Origin of the sequence: Nonomuraea sp. KM88 (genome assembly GCF_052245635.1) — a bacterium.
Taxonomy (GTDB): Bacteria; Actinomycetota; Actinomycetes; order Streptosporangiales; family Streptosporangiaceae; genus Nonomuraea.
Window position 1 is genome coordinate 384,575 of the sequence record NZ_JBQQCC010000002.1, and the last position, 15,406, is coordinate 399,980.

15 protein-coding genes are annotated in these 15,406 nt (G+C 71.7%); 7 read left to right on the top strand and 8 right to left on the bottom strand.

Going from position 1 to position 15,406, the window contains the following annotated elements; genetic code table 11:
* Positions 1-60 precede the first annotated feature (60 nt).
* The 3 genes from ACTWPV_RS07495 (at position 61) to ACTWPV_RS07505 (ending at position 1,788) form a co-directional block, all read left to right on the top strand.
* Positions 61-699, top strand: a complete 639-nt coding sequence (locus ACTWPV_RS07495) for a DUF3710 domain-containing protein (RefSeq protein WP_443151146.1) — start codon at positions 61-63, stop codon at positions 697-699.
* Positions 700-908: 209 nt separating this feature from the next.
* Positions 909-1,115, top strand: a complete 207-nt coding sequence (locus ACTWPV_RS07500; protein WP_443151147.1) for an OB-fold nucleic acid binding domain-containing protein — start codon at positions 909-911, stop codon at positions 1,113-1,115.
* Between the two features lie 4 nt (positions 1,116-1,119).
* Positions 1,120-1,788 carry a DUF3159 domain-containing protein gene (locus tag ACTWPV_RS07505; protein ID WP_347646824.1) on the top strand — a complete coding sequence of 223 codons (669 nt, stop codon included), beginning with the start codon at positions 1,120-1,122 and terminating at the stop codon, positions 1,786-1,788.
* Between the two features lie 54 nt (positions 1,789-1,842).
* Here ACTWPV_RS07505 and ACTWPV_RS07510 read toward each other — a convergent pair whose 3' ends face one another.
* Positions 1,843-3,573 (bottom strand): HAD-IIB family hydrolase, encoded by a 1,731-nt coding sequence (locus tag ACTWPV_RS07510; protein WP_443151148.1) that lies wholly within the window; start codon positions 3,571-3,573, stop codon positions 1,843-1,845.
* 153 nt (positions 3,574-3,726) lie between these two features.
* On the opposite strand from ACTWPV_RS07510, the gene ACTWPV_RS07515 reads away from it, so the two are divergent.
* Positions 3,727-3,954, top strand: coding sequence for a hypothetical protein (locus ACTWPV_RS07515; protein WP_443151149.1), 228 nt, complete (start codon positions 3,727-3,729; stop codon positions 3,952-3,954).
* 46 nt (positions 3,955-4,000) lie between these two features.
* Here the strand turns inward: ACTWPV_RS07515 and ACTWPV_RS07520 are convergent, their stop codons facing one another.
* Both ACTWPV_RS07520 and ACTWPV_RS07525 read right to left on the bottom strand, forming a co-directional pair.
* Positions 4,001-4,660 (bottom strand): potassium channel family protein, encoded by a 660-nt coding sequence (locus ACTWPV_RS07520; protein WP_347646821.1) that lies wholly within the window; start codon positions 4,658-4,660, stop codon positions 4,001-4,003.
* Positions 4,660-5,325 carry a potassium channel family protein gene (locus ACTWPV_RS07525; RefSeq protein ID WP_347646820.1) on the bottom strand — a complete coding sequence of 222 codons (666 nt, stop codon included), beginning with the start codon at positions 5,323-5,325 and terminating at the stop codon, positions 4,660-4,662. Before ACTWPV_RS07525 ends, ACTWPV_RS07520 begins: the two co-directional genes overlap by 1 nt.
* 102 nt (positions 5,326-5,427) lie before the next feature.
* On the opposite strand from ACTWPV_RS07525, the gene ACTWPV_RS07530 reads away from it, so the two are divergent.
* Positions 5,428-7,470: an APC family permease gene (locus tag ACTWPV_RS07530; protein WP_443151150.1), complete on the top strand. Its 2,043-nt coding sequence runs from the start codon at positions 5,428-5,430 to the stop codon at positions 7,468-7,470.
* On the opposite strand, the gene ACTWPV_RS07535 is transcribed toward ACTWPV_RS07530, so the two are convergent.
* Positions 7,457-9,094 (bottom strand): alpha/beta hydrolase, encoded by a 1,638-nt coding sequence (locus ACTWPV_RS07535; protein ID WP_443151151.1) that lies wholly within the window; start codon positions 9,092-9,094, stop codon positions 7,457-7,459. The two genes, ACTWPV_RS07530 and ACTWPV_RS07535, sit on opposite strands and share 14 nt — an antisense overlap.
* 109 nt (positions 9,095-9,203) lie before the next feature.
* Between ACTWPV_RS07535 and ACTWPV_RS07540 the strand changes: the two genes are divergently transcribed.
* Positions 9,204-10,433 carry a class I SAM-dependent RNA methyltransferase gene (locus ACTWPV_RS07540; RefSeq protein WP_443151458.1) on the top strand — a complete coding sequence of 410 codons (1,230 nt, stop codon included), beginning with the start codon at positions 9,204-9,206 and terminating at the stop codon, positions 10,431-10,433.
* A 64-nt stretch (positions 10,434-10,497) separates the two neighbouring features.
* On the opposite strand, the gene ACTWPV_RS07545 is transcribed toward ACTWPV_RS07540, so the two are convergent.
* Genes ACTWPV_RS07545 through ACTWPV_RS07560 form a run of 4 tightly spaced genes read right to left on the bottom strand, consistent with a single transcriptional unit; the run spans position 10,498 to position 14,353 of the window.
* Positions 10,498-11,097, bottom strand: coding sequence for a response regulator transcription factor (locus tag ACTWPV_RS07545; RefSeq protein ID WP_443151152.1), 600 nt, complete (start codon positions 11,095-11,097; stop codon positions 10,498-10,500).
* Positions 11,094-12,200 (bottom strand): sensor histidine kinase, encoded by a 1,107-nt coding sequence (locus ACTWPV_RS07550; protein WP_443151153.1) that lies wholly within the window; start codon positions 12,198-12,200, stop codon positions 11,094-11,096. Before ACTWPV_RS07550 ends, ACTWPV_RS07545 begins: the two co-directional genes overlap by 4 nt.
* Positions 12,197-13,312: a sensor histidine kinase gene (locus ACTWPV_RS07555; RefSeq protein WP_443151154.1), complete on the bottom strand. Its 1,116-nt coding sequence runs from the start codon at positions 13,310-13,312 to the stop codon at positions 12,197-12,199. Before ACTWPV_RS07555 ends, ACTWPV_RS07550 begins: the two co-directional genes overlap by 4 nt.
* 51 nt (positions 13,313-13,363) lie before the next feature.
* Positions 13,364-14,353, bottom strand: a complete 990-nt coding sequence (locus ACTWPV_RS07560; RefSeq protein ID WP_443151155.1) for a hypothetical protein — start codon at positions 14,351-14,353, stop codon at positions 13,364-13,366.
* 119 nt (positions 14,354-14,472) lie between these two features.
* On the opposite strand from ACTWPV_RS07560, the gene ACTWPV_RS07565 reads away from it, so the two are divergent.
* A complete protein-coding gene (locus tag ACTWPV_RS07565) occupies positions 14,473-15,390 on the top strand; it encodes an LLM class F420-dependent oxidoreductase (protein WP_443151156.1) in 918 nt (305 codons plus the stop codon).
* Positions 15,391-15,406: the final 16 nt, after the last annotated feature.

Genomic DNA, 15,406 nt, shown 5'->3' on the forward strand with positions numbered 1-15,406 from the left:
CCGCGGCCCTTCGACATGGCGGGCCGCCAGGCGGCCCGGTGAGCAAGGAGAGTGAGGAACGTGTTCCGACGTCGTCGTCGTGAGCAGCCGGAACAGGCGATCGAGCAGGAGTCTGCCGCGCCCACCCGAGAGTCCGGCCCGTGGGACGCCGACGAGCCCCACCCCGGCACCGACAGGATCGACCTCGGCGGCCTGCGGCTGCCGCACAATCCCGACTTCGACGTACGGCTGGCGTCGGTCGGCGACCAGCACGTCGGCGTCGTGGCTCTGTACGAAGACAGCTCGCTGCAGTTGCAGGCCCTGGCCGCGCCGCGCAGCTCGGGGTTGTGGGACGAGGTCAAGGCCAAGATCCTGGCACAGGCCAAGCACCTGGAGGAGCGGGAGGGCCCGTTCGGCAGCGAGTTGACCGGCGAGATGAAGGCCGACGGCAACAGCAGGCCCGCCCGCTACCTCGGCATCGACGGGCCGCGCTGGTTCCTGCTCGCGGTGATCTCCGGCAAGGCGGCCGTCGACGAGACGGTCGCGACGGCGTACATCGACTTCATCAAGGACGTCGTGGTGGTGCGGGGCGACGAGCCGATGGCGCGCGAGGAGCCGATCCCGCTGCGCCGCCCCAACGAGCCGGGAGCCGAGCAGCAGCAGGAGCAGCAGGGGTTCAACCCGTTCAGGAGAGGGCCGGAGATCAGTGAGATTCGCTGACGGCTGACATCACATAGGCTGGCTCCATCATGAGTACGGCAGAGCCCCAGAAACGCAGGGGATTGCGCGGGTTCTTGAGTCGGCTGGCATCTTCCCAGTCCGAGATCGAGGCCCAGGAGCTGAGGGAAGACGCCGATGAGGTCGGCGCCACCCCGATCGCCTCGTGTGGCGGGCGCCGGCGCTTCTGCGTGGCGGGTACGCTACGTACAGTGACATTGCGCCCGAGGGGTGGTGCTCCCGCGCTTGAGGCCGAGCTCTATGACGGGTCAGACGTGATCGACCTGGTCTGGCTCGGCCGACGCAAGATCGTGGGCATCGAGCCCGGCCGCACGGTCAAGGCCGAGGGCCTGGTCAGCATGCAGGACGGGCGCAAGGTGATGTTCAATCCGCGTTACGAGCTGCGCCCAGGGAGTTGATCGAGTGAGTGCCGAGGCAGAAGAGGCCGCCCACGACACGGTTGAGGCGGCGGTGCGGGCCCAGCTCGCCAAGGCCTTCGGCGGCGTGCGCGGCATCATCGAGGCGGCGGTCCCCACGATCGCCTTCACGGTGTCCTGGATCACCACAGAGGACCTGAAGCTGTCGTTGATCATCAGCGTCGCCCTGTCGGTGGTGCTGCTGGCGGTCAGGATCGTGCAGCGGTCCACGCCGCAGTTCGTGATCAACAGCCTGATCGGCATCGCGATCGGCGCGTTCTTCGCCAGCCGCACGGGCGACGCGAAAGACTATTTCCTGCCCGGCATCCTCTGGAACGCCGCCTACATGCTCGCCATGCTGGTGTCGATCGTCACGCGCTGGCCGGTCGTCGGATTCCTGATCGGCTCGGTCACGGGCGATCCGACGGCCTGGCACAAGGACCAGGGCATCGTGCGGCTCTGCACCCGGCTGACGTGGCTGCTCCTGTTGCCGTGCGCGGTGCGGGTGGCCGTGCAGGGGCCCGTCTACCTGTTCGGAGGCGGCGACCAGGCGGTGGCGGCGCTCGGATTCGCCAAGATCGTGATGGGCTGGCCGCTCCAGGTGGCCGCGTTCGCCGCGATGTTGTGGGTGCTCGGCCGCGGTCGCACCCCCGCCAATCCGGCCGCGCCGGTCTGACCGTTCCGCGACGACGCCCGCCCCGCCCTTGCGCGTCCTGCGGCGGCAGAGGGCTCAGCGGTCGTCGTGGTCCGGGTCGAAGGCGGTGGGCTCGGCGGGAAGGGTGTAGCGCCTGCCGATGAGGTCTGCCACCCGCTGCCTGCTCTCCGCGGGCTGCGGCTCGTCCGCCCGCTCCAGCTCCGCCACCTCGTCGGCGAGGCCGGCGTCCCCGAGGCAGTCGCGGATCCACTGTGAGTAGTCGCCCCTGTGCAGGTGGTGCAGCCAGGTGTCGTCGTCCACGCCCTCGGCCAGCTCGACGAAGGTGTGCAGGTTGCGCGCCCGCAACCGCAGCCGCTCGCCGGGTCCGGTGAAGTAGAAGCTCTTGTCCTTGGCCATGGTGCCCGCCGCGTACTTGCGGCGGTGCCGGGTGCGTTCGACGGTCGCGGGCGTGAGGGTGAGGTGCCGGGCCGTCTCGTCCCCGCGCTGCCACAGCGCGATGTCGCCATCGGCGACCGGGTCGAGTGAGGGCGTCTCCTGGGCGAGGGCGCCGGCGAATGCGGCGAGCGTGCTTTCGGGCTTTTTGCCCACCGCGATCGTGGTCGTCACCAGGCGCAGCGCCTCGGTGCTCACCGCCTCGGGATGCACGGTGATCATCAGCAACGATCCGAGGTCGGCGGCCTCGCCCAGCGGCACCCGCCGCACCTCGGCGGGCAGCAGGTGGTGGGCCTCGTCGACGACCACCCAGTGCGGGTGGCCGAGCTTGGCGCGCACGCCGGTCAGCCGGGGCAGCAGCTCGGCGAAGTACGTGGGGCGGTCGCGCAGCTGCAGGCCGATCAGGTTGACCACGACGCTCTGCCGCGGCTGCTCCAGCACGTGCGCGACCTCCTCCACGCCGGGCACCCGGTCCGGGTCGCCGAGCACGGTGATACCCGGGTAGTCGGCGTAGTCGCCCTCAGGGTCCACGATCACGCACTGGTAGCCGTCGCCGACGAGCCGCTCCAGCAGCGCCGTCGTCACCGTGGACTTGCCGCTGCCCGAGGGGCCCGCCACCAGGAGCCCGGAGCCGTACGGTCGCAGCCGCACCTCCTCGTTGCCGCGATGGCCAAGCAGGACGTGACGGCGCGGCACGTCCACCGCGTCCAGGTCGCCCGAGAGCATCATCCCGGCCAGTTCGGCCACCCCGTCGCCGGCCTCACCCGCCAGGGGCAGGTCGCACGAGTCCCTGAGCGCGGGCAGCGCGTTGGCGACGGCGGCGCCGCACTCGGCGGCGGTCAGGAACGCGTGGTCGTTCTCCCCGTCGCCGATCGCGACCGAGCTGTGCGCCGACAGCGACAGCCGGTCGAGGGCGGCGGCCAGGCCGCTCGCCTTGTTCACGCCCGGCGGCAGCACCATGACGGCGCCCTTGTTGTAGATCACCTGCAGCTCCAGCCCGAGGTCCCGGATGGCCGCCAGGACGCGCACGTCGTGCGGTTCGCGCGTGGCGACCACCACCTGCCCCACGCCGAGCGGGCTGACCCCTTCGCCGCGCAGCCGGTCGGCCAGCGCGGCGGGCGGAGGCGTGGCCAGGGCGTCGCGGGTGCGCTGCCCCGGGTCGTACAGCAGGCCGCCGTTCTCGGCGACGATCAGGTCGAACAGGCCGGGGTGCGGGAACACGGTGAGCAGGTCGTCGAGCTCGCGCCCGGTGACCAGCACGAGTTTGATGCCGGCGCGGGAGAGCCGTTCCAGCGCCTCGATCGTCGTCTCGGTCACGTGGCCCGCGCGGGCCAGGGTCCCGTCATAGTCACAAGCCAGCACGTTGTGGCGCATGGGCTCCCCCTACCCGCCGATCGCGGGACATCCAGCCGGGGCGCCGAAAGTCGCAGACGTTAAAGACCTCGGGAAGTAACCCTTAAGTACGCGATCCGCTACGGAGGGTAAGAAAGCCGGTGGAACTGCCCGCTCACTCGTACGGGAGCCATCATGCTCAGAAGCGTTGTCGCCGCCCTTGCCCTGACCACCACGGCCCTGCTGCTCGCGGCCGTGCCCGCCATCGCCGATGACGACACCGACCCGCAGAACCTGACCTGCGGCAAGAACGTCAGCAGCGAGACATACGTCGACATTCCCTACCAGTCGCCGCGTAGCCACAGATTCTGCGCCGACAAGGACGACCCCAACCGGTTCAACGAGTTCGTCTGGGAGTCCTGAAAGGCGGCGCGACCCCCTAGCACGCCGCTCGCGAGGGGGCCTTCCGTCAGTGCTGCGACAGCAGGTGGGCCAGCTCCTGCTCGACCTCCTGGTTGGCCACGAAGAGCAACTCGTCGCCCGCCTCCAGCGGATCGTCGGCCGTGGGGACGAGCACCCTCCCCTCGCGCAGGATCGCCACCAGGGCGGCGTCCACGGGCCACGGCACCGAGCCGGCCCGATGGCCCACAACGGGGGCGTCGTCGGCGAGGGTGAGCTCGACCAGGTTGGCCTGCCCCTGGCGGAACGTCATCAGGCGCACCAGATCACCGACGCTCACCGCCTCCTCCACCAGCGCGCTCAGCAGGCGCGGGGTCGAGACGGCCACGTCGACGCCCCACGACTCGTTGAACAGCCACTCGTTGTTGGGGTGGTTGATGCGGGCGACCACGCGCGGCACGCCGTATTCGGTCTTGGCCAGCAGCGACACCACCAGGTTGACCTTGTCGTCGCCGGTGGAGGCCACCACGACGTGGCAGTTGTTGAGCCCGGCCTCGTCGAGGGAGGCGATCTCGCAGGCGTCGGCGAGCAGCCACTCCGCGCGCGGCACGCTGTCGATCTTGATGGCGCCGGGGTCGACGTCGATGAGCAGCACGTCGTGGCCGTTCTCCAGGAGCTCGGCCGCGATGGAGCGGCCCACGGCGCCCGCTCCGGCGATGGCGACGCGCATCAGTCTTCCTCTTCCGGTGCCGCGGCCAGCACCTTGTTGATCCGGTCCATGTCGCTCTCGGCGGCGATGACGTGCAGCACGTCGCCCTCCTGCACCACCGTGTCGGGCCCGATGGTCACGGCCTCGCCCATGCGGTTGATGAAGGCGACGCGAGCCCGCGCCCGCTCCTCGAGCTCGACGACGCGGGTGCCGATCCAGGCCGGGTGCGCGGCCGTCTCGGCCAGGACGACGGTGCCGGTGGGGTCGCGCCAGAGCGGCTCGGCGCCCTCGGGGAGGATGCGGCGCATGATCTGGTCGGCGGTCCAGCGTACGGTCGCCACCGTCGGGATGCCCAGCCGCTGGTAGACTTCGGCCCGGCGGGGGTCGTAGATGCGGGCCACCACGTTGTCGACACCGAACGTCTCACGCGCCACGCGGGCGGAGATGATGTTGGAGTTGTCGCCGCTGGAGACCGCCACGAACGCGGTCGCGGACTCGACGCCCGCCTCGGTGAGCACGTCGCGATCGAAGCCCACACCCGTCACCCGCCGCCCGCGGAACCCGGCCCGCAGCCGCCGGAACGCCTGCGGGTCGCGGTCGATGATGGCGACGGAATGACCGCCGTCTTCGAGGATGTGCGCGAGGGTCGAACCCACCCGGCCACATCCCATGATCACAATATGCATTTCCCCCCGCATGTTCGCGGTCGGCAGGTTGCTCGACACCAGTATGGCCCGATGGGGGCTGCCGCGTTCGATCGCCCTGGCAGAGGACTAGCATCTCGTTACGTGTCGAAGGTGACGGATCTCGTCAAACGCGTGCTCGTGGGACGTGCCTTGCGTAGCGGGCAGCTCCACGAGCAGCTCCTGCGTAAACGCATCGCCCTGCCCGTCTTCGCGAGTGACGCCCTCTCGTCCGTGGCGTACGCGCCCCAGGAGATCCTCGTCATCCTCTCGCTCGCGGGAGCCTCCTTCTACGCCTACAGCCCGTGGGTGGCGCTCGCCGTCGTGGTCGTCATGCTCACGGTCGTGGCGTCGTACCGGCAGAACGTGCACGCCTACCCCAGCGGCGGCGGCGACTACGAGATCGCGACCACCAACCTCGGCAGCAACGCCGGGCTCACCGTGGCCAGCGCTCTCATGGTCGACTACGTGCTGACCGTCGCGGTGTCCGTCGCCAACGGCGTCGACTACGTCGGCGCCACGATCCCGTTCGTCGGCCAGCACAAGACCGCCGTCGCCGTCGTCATCGTCGTCCTGCTGACCGTGGTCAACCTGCGCGGCATCCGCGAGTCGGGCGCCGCGTTCGCCGTCCCGACGTACGCGTTCATGGTCGCCGTCCTGGGGCTGATCGCCTGGGGCGGGTTCCGGCTGCTGATCCTGGACGAGCAGATCCAGGCGCCCAGCGCCCACTTCACCATCGAGCCCGAGCAGACCAACCTCACGGCCTTCGCCGCGGCGTTCCTGATCCTGCGCGCGTTCTCCTCCGGCTGCGCGGCCCTGACCGGCGTCGAGGCCATCAGCAACGGCGTGCCCGCGTTCAGGAAGCCCAAGAGCAAGAACGCCGCCACCACGCTGCTGATGATGGGGCTGGTGGCGATCAGCATGTTCAGCGGCATCATCGCCCTCGGCCTCGCGTCAGGGGTGAAGGTGGCCGAGCCGTCGGTGGTCGCCGAGGACCTGCTCAGGCCGGACGGCACCCCCGTCGGCCCTGGCTACTACCAGCAGCCGATCATCTCCCAGGTGGCCGACGCGGTGTTCGGGGGCGGGTCGATGCCGTTCATCGTCGTCTCGGCGGTGACGGCGCTGATCCTCTTCCTGGCCGCCAACACGGCCTTCAACGGCTTCCCCGTGCTCGGCTCGATCCTGGCCCAGGACCGCTACCTGCCGCGCCAGCTGCACACCCGCGGCGACCGGCTGGCCTTCTCCAACGGCATCGTCATTCTGGCGCTCGGCGCGTGCCTGCTCCTCTGGGGGTTCGACGCGGACGTCAGCCGCCTGCTCAACCTCTACATCGTCGGGGTCTTCGTCTCGTTCACGCTGAGCCAGACCGGCATGGTCATCCACTGGACCCGCCATCTGAAGACCGAGACCGAGCCCAGGATCCGGCACCAGATGTACCGCTCCCGCGCGATCAACTTCTTCGGGGCGATCATGACGGGGCTGGTGCTCATCGTGGTGCTGCTGACGAAGTTCCTGGTCGGGGCGTGGATCGTGGTGATCGTGATGCCGATCCTGTTCCTCATGATGAAAGGCATCAGGCGCCACTACGACAACGTGGCGGCCGAGCTGGAGATCTCCGAGGACTACGAGCCGGCCATGCTGCCCGCGCGCAACCACGCGATCGTACTGGTCTCGAAGATCCACAAGCCGACCATGCGCGCCCTCGCGTACGCCCGCGTCACCCGGCCGTCCACGCTGGAGGCCGTCACCGTGGGCGTCGAAGGGGAGGACGCGCGCAGGCTGCAGGAGGAGTGGGAGCGCCTCGGCATCCCGGTGCCGCTCAAGATGCTCGACTCGCCCTACCGCGAGATCACCCAGCCCGTCCTCGACTACGTCAAGACGCTGCGCAGGCGCTCACCGCGCGACGTGGTGACCGTGTTCATCCCCGAATACGTGGTCGGCCACTGGTGGGAGCACCTGCTGCACAACCAGAGCGCGCTCCGGCTGAAGGCGCGCCTGCTGTTCAAACCGGGAGTCATGGTGACCAGCGTGCCCTGGCAGCTGCACTCCTCCGACCGGCTCAAGGGCAGGCCCGAGCCGTTCGCGCCCGGCGCGGTACGGCGTCCCGCGCAGCAGAGCGACGACGAAGGGCGGGTCAGTTCCCGCTGATCAGCGCGCGCAGCCTGCCGGTGTCGTCGGCGCTCCAACCCGGCGGCGGGGCCACGGCGGTCCACCCGTCCACGATGTCGGAGTTGTAGCGGTGCCCGTGCCCGGGCGGCACCGACAGCGCGGCCGTCATGTCCACCAGCACCTGCCAGAACGTCACCAGCGGGAACCAGTTCATCTGCGGGTTCATGCCCGGCGCCCGCGGCTCCTCCAGCCAGGCCGGCCTGCGGTAGATCAGCTCCGGCGTCCACCACACCACCGGGTCGGAGGCGTTCTGCAGGTAGACCACGCGAGGGTGCGGCCACGGGCCGGGCGGGCGGCTCAGGTCGGCGGGGCGCTGGGCGAACCTGGCCGTCCTGCCGCCGTCGTAGACCGGCCGCCACACGGGGCTGCCGGGCTCGCGGCCCTCGGTGAGCCGCCGCCAGATCGGGTCGGCGTTCGGCGGCCCGACGAACAGCGCACCGTCCGTCCTGGCCGCCATGTCGTCCAGGTCGCTGAACGCCCGCTCCAGCTCGTACGAGCCCAGGCTCTCCCCCGACACCACCAGCCGCGGCCGGTCGTCGGGCGGCAGCAGGGCCAGCCGGGCCTGCACCGCCTCGAACAACGCCTTGCCCGCGGCCGCCGCCCTGCCCCTGTCGACCAGGAACGACACCCAGCTCGGGAGGTAGGAGTACTGCACCGCGACCATGGCGGAGCGGCCGTTGTACATGTACTCGAGCGCGTCGGCGACGTGCTCGTCCACCCAGCCGGTGCCGGTCGTGCCGAGCACGGCGATGATCGACCGGTCGAACGCGCCGGTGCGCTCCAGCTCGCGCACGGCCAGCGCCGCCTGCGCCTCGGGGGTGGCCGCGGCTTCGAGGCCGACGTACACCCTGATGGGCTCGGCGGCCGGACGGCCGGAGAAGGCGGTCAGCAGGGAGGGGGTGACGGCGCTGCCGGCGAAACTGCGGCCCTCCCTGCCCAGCGACTCCCAGCTCACCAGCGAGCCCGGGCCGCCCGACAGGGAACGCGACACGGGCGGGCGCACGCCCGGATTGGTGCCCTTGTTGGCGACCGACGAGACGTCGCTCACCCTGGCCACGAACCCGGAGAACAGCACGTCGTTCGCCAGCACCCCCACCAGGACGGCGATGACCAGCACGCCGATGGCGTGCCCCGCGAACGACGGCACGTACCGGTCCAGCCAGCCGATCAGCTTGCGGCCGCCCAGGCGTACCAGCCTGCACAGGAACAGGATCACGGCGAACAGGCCGAGGGCCACGGCGAGGATCACCGGAGGGAACCAGGTGATCCGCGTGTCCATGCCCATGAGGGCCCGCAGGTCGCGCTGCCAGTCGTAGCTGTACCAGAGCGTGATCGCGCCCACCGCGGCGCAGCCCGCGATCAGGACCTGCCAGGCGATCCACCGTGCCCGCTCGGACGGCCGGTAGCGGATCACCGAACGCGCCAGCGCGCCCAGCGCCGCTCCTGCCGCGTAGCCGATGATCCCGGTGACGGCGCCCATGACCCCCTGCAGGAGCCACGTGCGGGGCAGCAACGACGGCGTCAGCGAGGCGCAGGCGAACAGCACGGCCAGCAGCGTCCCCCCGAATCCGAGCCGCCGCCGCACCACCCGCCCCTCGTTCACGATCACCTAGGGTAACGGCCCGCCCGTAGCGGACGGCGCCTCCCCCGCCCGTGACAGCCCGCCGCGCCCGCGCACATAGGGTGTCGGTGTGGAACAGGCATCTCTCGAGTTGACGGTAGGTCCGGTCGCCCATGGCGGCTGGTGCGTGGCACGCCACGAAGGGCGCGTGGTCTTCGTCCGCCACGCCTTGCCCGGCGAGCGGGTGATCGCCGACGTCACCGAGGAGACCACCCGGTTCCTGCGGGCCGACGCCGTGGAGATCCTCGAGCCGTCGCCCGACCGCGTCGTCCCGCCCTGCCCCTACGCCGGTCCGGGGCGCTGCGGCGGCTGCGACTGGCAGCACGCCACGCCCGAGGCGCAGCGGCGGCTCAAGGCGCAGGTCGTGACCGAGCAACTGGAGCGGCTGGCGGGCATCCGGCGCGAGGTCGTGGTGGAGGAGGTGCCGGGGGCCGAAGACGGTCTCGGCTGGCGCACGCGGGTGCAGTTCGCCGCGCTGCCCTCCGGCGAGCTGGGCTTCCGCCGCCACCGCTCCCACCAGATCGAGGTCGTCGACGCCTGCCTGATCGCCCACCCCGAGGTCGAGGCGGTCGCCGCAGAGGAGCACACCTGGCCTGGCGCGTCGAGCATCGAGGTCATCGCCTCGTCCGGCGGCGACCGGGCCGTGGTCGTCACGCCCAGGCCCCGGCGCAGCGTCACGGTGCCCGACCTCGAAGCGCCCGCCTCCGTCCTGCTCGACCAGGGCAAGGGCCGCACGGTGCCGCGGCGCGGTTCAGGCGTGCTGCACGAGCGGGCGGGCGAGCGCCGGTTCCGGGTGGCGGGCAGCGGCTTCTGGCAGGTGCACCCCGGGGCCGCCGAGACGCTGCTGGACGCCGTGCTGGCGTACGCCGCCCCCGAACCGGGGGAGTGGGCGCTCGACCTCTACTGCGGCGTGGGCCTGTTCGCGGCCGGCCTGGCGGAGGCCGTGGGGCCCGAGGGCGCGGTGTTCGGGGTGGAGTCGGAGGAGTCCGCGGTCCGTGACGCCCGCGCCAACCTCCGCGACCTGCCGCAGGCGCGGGTGGAGAGGGGGCGCGTCGAGGACGCCCTCGACCGGCACCAGATCGAGCGGGCCGACCTCGTCGTGGTCGACCCGCCGAGGGCGGGGCTGGGGCGCGAGGTGGTGACGCGCATCGCGTCGCTGGACGCCCTGCGGATCGTGTACGTGTCGTGCGACCCGGCCACCCTCGCCCGCGACCTGGCCTGGCTGGCGGAGCGCGGCTACACCCTGTCGGAGCTGCGGGCGTTCGACGCGTTCCCGATGACCCATCACGTGGAGTGCGTCGCGCTGCTCGTCCGGGCGTAGACCGGGCGGCCCTGCGCAGACCGGGTGGTGTGCGCGGGCCGGGTGGTGCCGTGGCGGGCGGACCTCAGAGCCAGCCCATGCGCTGCGCCGTGCGGATGGCCTCCAGGCGATTCTGCGCGTTGAGCTTGGTCATGGCGCTGGACAGATAGTTGCGTACGGTGCCCTCGGTCAGGTGCAGCTCTCCGGCGATCCTCGAGATCGTGGCCCCGTCGCCGGCCAGGCGGAGCGCGTCGCGCTCGCGCTCGGTCAGCGGGCTGTCGCCGGCGGCCATCGCCGCGGCGGCCAGTTCGGCGTCGAGGTAGCGCCCGCCCGACTGGACCTTGCGGATGGCCATCGCCAGCTCCTCCGCGGAGGCGTCCTTGCCGAGGAAGCCGCTCACGCCCGCCGCCATGGCCCGGCGCAGGTAGCCGGGACGGCCCAGGCTGGTCAGGATGACGATCTTGCATTGGGAGCTGATCTGCTCGGCCGCGCTCAGGCCGTCCATGCCCGGCATCTCGATGTCGAGGACGGCCACGTCGGGCCGGTGCTCGGCCACCGCGGGCAGGACCTCGTCGCCCCGGCCCACCTGGGCCACGACCTCGATGCCGTCCTCCAGGTCGAGCAGGGCCGCGATGGCGCCCCTGACGAGGTGCTCGTCGTCGGCGAGCAACACGCGTGTGGTCATGCGGGCACCGCCGCGCGCAGGAGGTAGCGGCCCTCGCGGGTCGGCTCGGCCTCCAGGATGCCGCCCGCCGCACGCACGCGCTGGGCCAGCCCCGCCAGGCCGTTCGGCGCGTGCTCGCCCACCGGCCCGTTCACCCCGTCGTTGGACATCTCCAGCACTCCGTCCTGGATCGTGATCGTGCAGCGTTCGGCCTTGCTGTGCTTGAGCACGTTCGTCGCGCCCTCGCGCACGACCGTGGCCAGCAGCGTGCGCGTCTCGGGCGACAGCGAGGCGGTCTCCGCGCGCACGGTGCAGCGTACGTTCGCCGCCTCCAGCACCGCCCGGACGCTGGCGAGGACCTCGTCGAGATCGATCGCCCGGTAGTTCTGGACGACGTTGCGCACCTCGCGCAGCGACTGCCTGGCCAGGTCACGCACCTCGAACATCTCGGCCGCCGCCGCCTCCTGCCCGGAGCGCAGGGTCTGCTCGGCGCGGGCGGTCCTGGACGCGATGTCGGTGAGGCTCTGGCCGAGCAGGTCGTGGAGGTCGCGGGCGAAGCGCAGCCGCTCCTCCGACACCGCCAGCCTGGACAGCGCCTCCTGCCCTTCGTGCGCCTCCTTGGTCAGGTGCCAGAGCCGCAGGTTGGCCCACACCGCGCCGACGGTGATGGTGGTCATCACCGTCTGTACGAGCACCAGCTCGGGAGCGAAGGAGCTGACCAGCGTCACGTACACGTTGATGACCACGATCGACGCGACCGACAGGGCGATGACGGTCGTTCTCCGGGCGAACGCCGTGATCAGCCCCAGCCACACCGGGATCACCCAGATGAGCGGGAACACGGCCAGGAGGAGGACGATCACCCCGGTGACCGCGAGGATCGCCGTGGGCCGTTTCCCGCCCCTGACGGCGATCCTGAACGGCCGCGTGCTCAGCACGGCGAAGACCAGCAGCAACGCCGCGGCGGTCGCGACCACCGGCCAGGGCATGCCCAGCTGCCAGCGGACGTACAGGTCGAAGAATCCGACGGCGGACAGCAGCAGGAGAAGGTCCGCGGACCAGACGATCAGCCAGCGGGCCTTGTCGAACTTCGTCGCGTTCCGTACGCGGGAGATCAGCCTCACGGCGGCACCGCCGCGCGCAGCAGGAACTCGCCCGACCTGGTGGGCGCCGCGGAGAACGAGCCGCCCGCCGCGACCAGCCGCTCCGACAGCCCGCGCAGGCCGTTGCCGGGCGTGCCCGGCTGCCCGTTCACGCCGTCGTTGACCATTTCGAGCACGCCCCCGTCGATGGTGATGGCGCAGCGGGTGGCCCTGCTGTGCTTGAGCACGTTGGTGCCGCCCTCGCGCACCGCCCACGCCAGCAGCGTCCGCGACTCCGGCGGCAGCCCGTCGGCCCTGGCCTCGATCACGCAGCGGGCGCCCGTGGCCTCCAGCGCGACGCGTACGCCGTCGAGCTCCTCCTCCAGGTCGAGCATCTGGTAGCCGTGAACGGCCTGCTGCACCTCGGTCAGCGACTCGCCGGCCAGCTCGCGTACGGCGGCCATCTCGGCGGCCGCCCTCGCGGTGTCCTTGGTGGCCAGCTTGGCGGCCAGCTCGCTCTTCAGCGTGATCACCGCGAGGCTGTGGCCGAGCAGGTCGTGCAGGTCACGGGCGAAGCGCAGCCGCTCCTCCGCGACGGCCAATCTGGCCTTCGCCTCCCGGCTCTTGTGCGCGTCCCTGATCATCCACCAGAGCCAGCGCCACAGCAGCATGGCTCCGATCATGACGACGGCCGCGGCCGACTCGCTGAGCAGGACGCTCGGCCACGTCTGGCCGCTCACGCGGACGACGAACACGGTGGACAGGGCGATCGTGACCGCGGTCAGGCAGGCCGTCGCCCGCAGCGACAGGTAGAGGGCGGCGGCCGACAACCACAGAGGGATGCTCTCCCAGCGCAGGCCGGCGATGTTGCCGCTGTGCGGCATGAGCAGCAGCACGCCCGCCGCCAGGACCGCCGCGAGCGCGAGTTTCGGCGTGGGCTTCGGCTGGTGGTCGAAGGCCTGCCTGAGGAGGAAGGGGTAGAGCCCGAAGAAGCCGAGCAGGCACGCGAGGACGGCCGCCGTGCGGGGTGCGGAGATCGTGCCGGCCGCCATCTCCGCGACGGTGACCCCGGCGAACATCAGGGCCATGAGGGCCGTCGCGGCGTCCATCCAGTAGATGAGGAGCTTTCTGGCCGTGTCGGGACGTGCCACCATCACGCCCTCCCCATGCCGACAGAAACCTCGCCGCTCCCCGGAATCCTATATTCAGGACAGCGTCCGCCAGAGAATCCGTGAGACGCCCTGCGGTGGATCGGCTCCACGCAGCGACAGCCAGGCCAGCCGGTGGCGGGTGGCGTACGCGGCCAGCGTGCGCGCGTCCGATGCGCCCAGGTCGGAGCCGCCGGCCAGCACCGGGGTCAGCGCGATGCGCTCCCACGCCTCTTCGGGATCGTCCAGGCCCTGCGCCCGCGCGACCTGGGCGCGGGCCGCCCGCACGGCCGTCGCCACCCTGCCCAGCCGGCTGCGGTGTGCCGTGCGCGGCCCGAGAGTGGCCAGCAGGTTGACGGTCTCGATGTCCGCGCCCGCCCGGCGGGTGGTCCGCAACATCGCCGCGTCGGCCGGGCTCAGCCCGCCGGGTCTCAACGGCAGGGTGAAGCTCACGCGCAGGTCGCGCTCCTGCTGCAGGGCGTGGATGGCGCGCGCCCTGCGCAGCACGGCGGTCCTGTCGGCGCTGTCGCGGACCTCGAAGTCGATGGCGGTGGCGCCGTAGGCTCCGACGATCCGGCGGTAGGCGGTGGCGAGCTCGCCGGGCCGGGTGCACGTCGTGGCCAGCGCGCGCCCGCCCCGCCCGCCGAACACGAGTACGGCGTCGCCGCCCAGCGCCCTGAGCCGGCCGATCGGCTCGCCGGGAGCGGGGGAGCCCGTCCAGGCCGGCACGCAGCCGTCGCCACCCGCGACGAGGTGGCCGAGCGCGTATCGGCGGACGCCGGTGCGGCGGTACCGCGCGGGGAGGTCGAACGCGGGCTCGCGGGCGGAGTCGACGAACGTCACGTACGCCGTCGGCGGAGGCTCCTCGGAGACCACGGGCGAGAGCGAAGGCGAGGGCCGCGCGAGCGGTGGGGGCGCCGCCGGCGCAGGCCGGCCGTCCGCCGGGAGCAGGCGGATCGCCGTGCCGGTGCCCGCGACGAGCGCGAGCGCGCCCAGGATCGCCAGAGGACGTGGGAGCAGGCCGGGCTCCCTGGTGTGCCGCGGCATAGGCCACCCCGTGTGTTCGGTCGGCTACGTACAGCGCTGGCTGGTGCACGCTACCAACCGCGGGCGGCACGGCGCGGCCCTTTGCAGGTTCGCGTCCGTTGTGTGCGGATAATGTGGGCATGAAGCTGCGGATCTTCACTGAGCCCCAGCAGGGCGCGACATATGACGACCTGCTCTCCGTCGCACAGGCTGCCGAACGCCTGGGTTTCGACGCTTTCTTCCGGTCTGACCACTACCAGCGCATCGGCGCCGGCGACCCGGGCCCCGGCTCGACCGACGCCTGGATCACGCTTGCCGGCCTGGCCAGGGAGACCTCAAGGATCCGGCTGGGCACGCTGGTGAGCCCGGCCACGTTCCGGCTGCCGGGGCCGCTGGCGATCAGCGTGGCCCAGGTCGACCAGATGAGCGGCGGCCGGGCCGAGCTGGGCTTCGGCACAGGCTGGTACGACGGAGAGCACGCCGCGTACGGAATCCCCTTCCCGCCGACGGGCGAGCGTTTCGCGCGCTTCGAGGAGCAGCTCGAGATCATCACGGGCCTGTGGACGGCGGAGAAGGGCTACTCCTTCGAGGGCAGCTACTACCGGCTCGCCGACTCGCCCGCCCTGCCCAAGCCCGTCCAGCGGCCCAGGCCGCCGGTCATCATCGGCGGGTTCGGCGCGAAGCGCACGCCCCGGCTGGCGGCGACGTACGCGGACGAGTACAACGTGCCGTTCCGCACCCTGCCGGAGATCGGGGAGGCCTTCGGCCGGGTGCGCGCGGCGTGCGAGAGCACCGGGCGCACCGTGCTGCTGTCGACGGCGCACACCACGGTCGTGGGAGCCGACCGGGCGGAGGTCGAGCGGCGTGCGGCGGCCGTCGGCGAGAACCCGGACACCCTGCGCGAGCGGGGCCTGGCCGGCACCCCCGCCGAGGTGACCGAGAAGCTCGCCGAGCTCGCCGAGCTCGGCGCGGAGCATGTCTACCTGCAGATCCTCGACCTGGCCGACCTGGAACACCTGGAGCTGATCGCCGCCGAGGTGCTTCCGCACGTGGCGTAATCGATTGGCGGCGCTT